The organism is Methylobacterium sp. WL18, assembly GCF_008040015.1.
In the GTDB taxonomy this organism is placed as follows: domain Bacteria; phylum Pseudomonadota; class Alphaproteobacteria; order Rhizobiales; family Beijerinckiaceae; genus Methylobacterium; species Methylobacterium mesophilicum.
On the sequence record NZ_VRVD01000310.1, the window covers coordinates 1 to 5,365 of the forward strand.

The 5,365-nt window shown below is 68.6% G+C and carries 4 protein-coding genes; 3 read left to right on the forward strand and 1 reads right to left on the reverse strand.

Annotated elements, in window-relative coordinates; all coding sequences use genetic code 11:
• The coding region (locus FV228_RS19180) for a PAS domain-containing protein (protein ID WP_187277817.1) at window positions 1–602 on the reverse strand (602 nt) is incomplete at its 3' end.
• A gap of 694 nt (window positions 603–1,296) precedes the next feature.
• On the opposite strand from FV228_RS19180, the gene FV228_RS19185 reads away from it, so the two are divergent.
• The 3 genes from FV228_RS19185 to FV228_RS19195 form a co-directional block, all read left to right on the forward strand.
• Window positions 1,297–3,228: a methyl-accepting chemotaxis protein gene (locus FV228_RS19185; RefSeq protein ID WP_147856079.1), complete on the forward strand. Its 1,932-nt coding sequence runs from the start codon at window positions 1,297–1,299 to the stop codon at window positions 3,226–3,228.
• A gap of 31 nt (window positions 3,229–3,259) precedes the next feature.
• A complete protein-coding gene (locus tag FV228_RS19190) occupies window positions 3,260–4,858 on the forward strand; it encodes a chemotaxis protein CheW (RefSeq protein WP_147856080.1) in 1,599 nt (532 codons plus the stop codon).
• A 64-nt stretch (window positions 4,859–4,922) separates the two neighbouring features.
• Window positions 4,923–5,365 (forward strand): response regulator (locus FV228_RS19195; RefSeq protein ID WP_147856081.1); only part of this gene is annotated, 443 nt, incomplete at its 3' end.

Genomic DNA, 5,365 nt, shown 5'->3' on the forward strand with positions numbered 1-5,365 from the left:
ATGCGGTACTCCGCGCGGTAGGGCGCGCCGGTGGTCCGGGCGGCCTCCCAGGCGGCCAGGGCGGCCCGGCGGTCGTCGGGATGCAGCGCGTCGAGCCAGCCGAGCCCGGCCATCTCGGTGGCCGTCTGCCCGGTCAGGCGGTCCCAGCCGGCCGCCATCTCGATCTCCCCGGCGGGATGGGCCGACCAGGTCGCGGCGGTGATCGCGCGCAGCACGCCGGTCTGGCGACCCTGCATCCAGGCCGCGATCTGCCGGGCCTCGTGCGTCGCCGTCGTGTCGAGCAGGACGCCGTCCGTGCGCGCGGGCCGCGCATCGGGCCCGAGCACCACGTCCGTCTTCAGGGCGACCCACCGGACCGTCTGGTCGGGCCGGATGATCCGGAATTCCCGTTCGACCGCATGGCCGAGCTGGATCAGGTCCCAAAGGTCAGCCTGGGCGGCCTGGTCGTCGGGATGGATCAGCCGGCGGCACAGGCTGCGCAGGTCGTCCGCGGGCGGAAGCCCGGTCACCCGGTGGAATCCCTGGGAGCCCCAAAGCCGGCGGGTCGCGATCTCGATCGACCAGAAGCCGACCCCGCCGCGCTCCTCGACCAGCTTCAGCATCTGGTAAGACGAGAGCGGAATTTCCTCTGCAATATTATCATTATCGAACGCCGAAACAGGATCATGCTTCATCTAAAATGACTCAAAATCAGCATCTAACGATCAGATCAGGCCCTATAAAGATCTATATTTAGTGCGCGACGATGCCCGCCGAACAGTATTCCATTCCCGGATCTTGTAACGCAGCCGCGACCTTCTCCGCTAGCTCAAGCTGAGCATTGCTTCGCTGCGGTGCCGGCATGACCCCGGGCGCCCCATCCCGTGAGGTCCGGGCGGTCGGCTCGGGCGCCAGCGGCCGACGGGCCGTCTACTTAAAGTTCTTGATCGCGTCCAGGCCATCGCAGTCTCCGCGAGTGATCCGCAGCGGTCCAGGGACCCGTTGGCTAAATGAACCGATTCTGATCAAGACCAGTGCGTCGAGTAAAATTTAAGGAATTCGCTGAGCAGATTTCATTCAGAAAAAACCTTGTGGCTCGACGCATTTTGGATAAGAATTATGATCTCATTAGTTTATGTATGTCACATTCTATTCACATGATCAGGAACTAAATCAAATTGTAGTTTATAACAGCAAACAACATCTCGGCTCGGCCCGAAAACCAGCACACCCGTCACATGCCGATCTGAATACCAACACACCGGCTCCTCCCGAGGACCGGGAAACCCTTTGACCCCGATACCAAGGCGTCGACACATGGCTCTCGCGAAGAAATCCGCCATCCACTCCATCCCGGCCGCGACCGCCCCCCGGGAGAGCGTGTCGGCCTCCCCGGGTCGATCGCACCTCGTCGCCGAGGCGGAGAAGCGCAAGGCCCGGACCTTCGCGCGCCAGCAGAAGGCCGCCGAGCGGATCGCCTCGGCCACCGCCGAGCTGTCCAGCGGGATCGCCGAGGCGGCGGCCGCGGCCGAGGAGCTGCGCAAGGCCTCCGAGCAGATCGGCGTCGGCGCCGAGGAGGCCGCGGGCGCCGCCCAGGAGACCATGAAGGCGGTGAACCAGGGCGGGGTCCTGATCCAGGCCGCCAAGGAGAACGCCACCAACTCGCTGCGCAAGACCGAGGCCCTGTCCGGTCTCGTGGTCGAGACCGCCGCGCAGATCGGCGCGTCGGTCGCGGCCATCGTCAAGGCCTCCGAGCGCCAGGAGGCCTCGGTGAAGCTGGTCGAGGAGCTCGACCGGCAGGCCAGCGCCATCGGCGAGATCGTGAAGGCGGTCGCCCGGATCGCCGACCAGACCAACCTGCTGGCGCTGAACGCCGCCATCGAGGCGGCCCGGGCCGGCCAGCACGGCAAGGGCTTCGCGGTGGTCGCCGACGAGGTGCGCACCCTGGCCGAGACCAGCGAAAAATCCGCCCGCGACATCCAGGCGCTCGTGGCGCAGATCCAGGCCGACGTGAAGGTCGCGGCCGACGGGATCAGCCAGTCGGCGACCTCGGCCCGCTCCCAGGTCGAGACCGGCCGGGCGGTCAGCGGCCAGCTCGCGCGGGTCCGCACCGACATGGCCGAGATCATCGAGAGCTGCAACGAGCTGGCCAGCGCCGCCGAGGAATCGGCCACCGCGGCCACGGAGGCGCAGAAGGGCGCGGAGATCATCGCGGCCGCGGCCGAGGAGCAGAGCGCGGCCTGTCAGGAGGCCAGCAAGATGGTCGAGCAGCAGACCACGGCCCTGTCGCAGAGCGAGGACGCCGCCCAGGAGCTGTCCGGCCTGGCCGAGGAGCTGAAGAACAGCACCAACATCGGCAAGAGCGCCGAGGAGGTCGCCTCCGCGGCGGAAGAGCTGTCCAGCGCCGTCGAGGAGATCAACCGCGCCGCCGGACAGGTCACGATCGCCCTCGACGAGATCACCAAGGGGGCGCAGCAGCAATCGGCCGCGACCCAGCAATCCTCGGCGGCGATCGCGCAGATCGAGCGGCGCGCCCAGGTGACCCAGACCCTGGCGGCCGCCGCCGTGGAGAAGGCGCAGGTGATCTCGGAGTCGCTGGCCGAGAACAAGACCCTGGTCGACGCGATGATGGAGGGCCTGCAGCAATCCGTCGAGGCGGGCCGCGTCAGCCGCGATCAGGTCGCCGCCCTGGAGCAGGTCAGCCGGCGCATCGACAAGATCGTGGACGCGATCACCACGGTCTCGATCCAGACCAACATGCTGGCGGTCAACGGCTCGGTCGAGGCGGCCCGCGCCGGCGAGTTCGGCAAGGGGTTCGCCGTCGTCTCGACGGACATCCGCAACCTCGCCCGGGATTCCGCCGAGAACGCCGAGCGGATCAAGGACACGGTCAAGGCCATCCAGGACACGATCGTGTTCGTGCGCGGCGATATCCAGGAGATCGCCGACGGAGCCGCCAGCGAGGTCGAGAAGAGCGGCGCCATCTCCCGCAACTTCGACACCGTGATCAAGGACATGGCCGAGGTGCTGGGCGGCAACCGGGAGATCCTGACCGGCGCCGACGGCATCACCCGCATGGTCCGTGAGGTCCAGACCGCGATCGAGCAGGTCGCCGCCGCGGCCCAGCAGGCGGCGCGGACCTCCGCCGAGGCCGGGATCGCCGCCAGCGAGCAGGGCAAGGGCGCCGAGCAGCTCGCCGCCGCGATCGAGGAGATCGCCTCGCTCGCCGACGAGCTCCAGGCCGCCTGAGCCGAACCGCCCGGGGAGCGAGAGACCGACCATGGCAAACGCAGCAGCTCAGGCGGTGCAGGCGCTGGATTCCGGGTTCACGCCCGATCTGGCCGACGCCGCCGCGCGGCCCGAACTGGCGGAGGGCCGCAGCGAGGCCCGTCAGTTCGTGATCTTCCACGTCGAGACGGAGATGTTCGCCGTCGCGCTGGCCGACGTGCAGGAGATCATCCGGATCCCCGAGGTGGTGCGGGTGCCATTCAGCCCCCCCTCGCTGCTGGGGCTGGCCAACCTGCGCGGCACGGTCCTGCCGGTCCTCAACCTCCGGGACGTGTTCGCCTTCCCGCCGGTGCTGAACGACGACGCCACCCGGGTGGTGGTGCTCGACCAGGGCAATCCGATCGGCCTCGTGGTCGACCGGATGGCCAACGTCGTGACCGTCGATCCCGACCGGATCGAGCCGACCTCGGCGATCGAGGGCAGCGTCGACACCAGCCTCCTGACCGGGATGATCAAGGGCGAGGACGGCCGGTCCATGGTGATGATCCTGGACGCGGCCCAGCTGGTGAGCCGCGAGTTCAGCCAGATCGCCACAAAGGTCCGCCGGGCCGCCGGCCAGGTGCAGGCCGCCGACGCGGCTTCGTCCGCCCGGGCCGAGGTCGAGGCCGACGAGGACCAGCTCGTGAGCTTCGAGGTGGCGGGGCAGGAATACGCCTTCCCGATCGAGCGGGTGCAGGAGATCGTGCAGCTGCCCGAGCGCCTCACCCACGTCCCGAACGCGCCCGCCCACGTGCTCGGGGTGATCACCCTGCGCAACCGCCTGCTGCCGCTCGTGTCGTTACGCGAGATGTTCGGCCTGCAGGCCAAGGAATTCAGCGAGACCAACAAGGTCGTGGTGGTGTCGCTGGGCGAGGGCGGCACCCTGTCGGTCGGCGTCGTGATGGACAGCGTCAAGGAGGTGCTGCGGGTCAGCCGCAACCTCGTCGAGGCGATGCCGGCCCTGCTGTCCCAGGACGGCGGCATGGACGAGATCCAGGCGATCTGCCGGCTGCAGGAGGGACGGCGGCTGGTCTCCGTCCTGTCGGTCGAGAAGATGTTCGACACCACCGAGCTGCGCAAGCTCGCCGCCACGGAGAACGAGGGCATGAGCGCCGACGGACGACAGGACGGGGACGAGCGCCAGGACGCCGCCGACGAGGAGCAGTTCGTGGTGTTCCGCCTGATGGGCGAGGAATACGGCGTGCCGATCGAGGCCGTGCAGGAGATCGTCCGGGTGCCGGACGAGCTGACCCGGATCCCGAAGGCGCCGTCCTTCGTGGAGGGGGTGATCAACCTGCGCGGCATCGTGCTGCCGGTGGTGGACCAGCGCCGCCGCTTCAACCTCGCCGAGGCGGAGCGCAACGACCGCCAGCGGATCATGGTCTTCACCGTCCGCGGCGTCCAGACCGGCTTCATCGTCGATTCGGTCTCGGAGGTGATGCGGATCTCGGCCAAGGCGATCGGCGAGGCGCCCAACCTGTCGGACGCGCAGACGCGCCTGATCCGCCGGGTCGCCAACCTGGAGAGCCAGAAGCGCATGGTGCTGCTGCTCGACACGATGCAGCTCCTGGACACCCAGGAAGCCGCCGCCGTCCGGCTCAGCACCCATTGAGCGCGGGTCCGGGCCCCGGCCCGGCCCGACGCCCCCTCATTCCGTCACCCTGGCGAGACCCCGCATGATCCGAGCCCTCGTGGCCGATGATTCCGCGTTGATGCGCAGGCACCTCACGCAGCTCCTCGAGTCGGCGGGCGGCTTCACGGTCCAGACGGCCCGCAACGGCGTCGAGGTCCTGGAGGCGCTGCGGACCTTCGATCCGCACGTGATCACCCTCGACGTCAACATGCCCGAGATGGACGGGATCACCTGCCTGTCGCGGATCATGAGCGAGGATCCGCGGCCGGTGGTGATGGTCTCGTCGCTGACCGAGCAAGGTGCCGAGACGACCCTGCAGGCGCTGAGCCTCGGGGCGGTGGACTTCGTGCAGAAGCCCGGCGGCACGATCTCCCTGTCGATCGACCGGATCCACCGCGAACTCCTGATGAAGATCCGCAGCGCCGCGACCACCCGGGTCCGCCGCAGCACCGGCCTGCGCGGGCGCCTGGCCGCCCAGCGCCAACG

Bases quoted from the DNA above. Each gene is read 5' to 3' on its own strand.
- FV228_RS19185 (WP_147856079.1), top strand. From the start codon at position 1,297: ATGGCTCTCGCGAAGAAATCCGCCATCCACTCCATCCCGGCCGCGACC.
- FV228_RS19190 (WP_147856080.1), top strand. From the start codon at position 3,260: ATGGCAAACGCAGCAGCTCAGGCGGTGCAGGCGCTGGATTCCGGGTTC.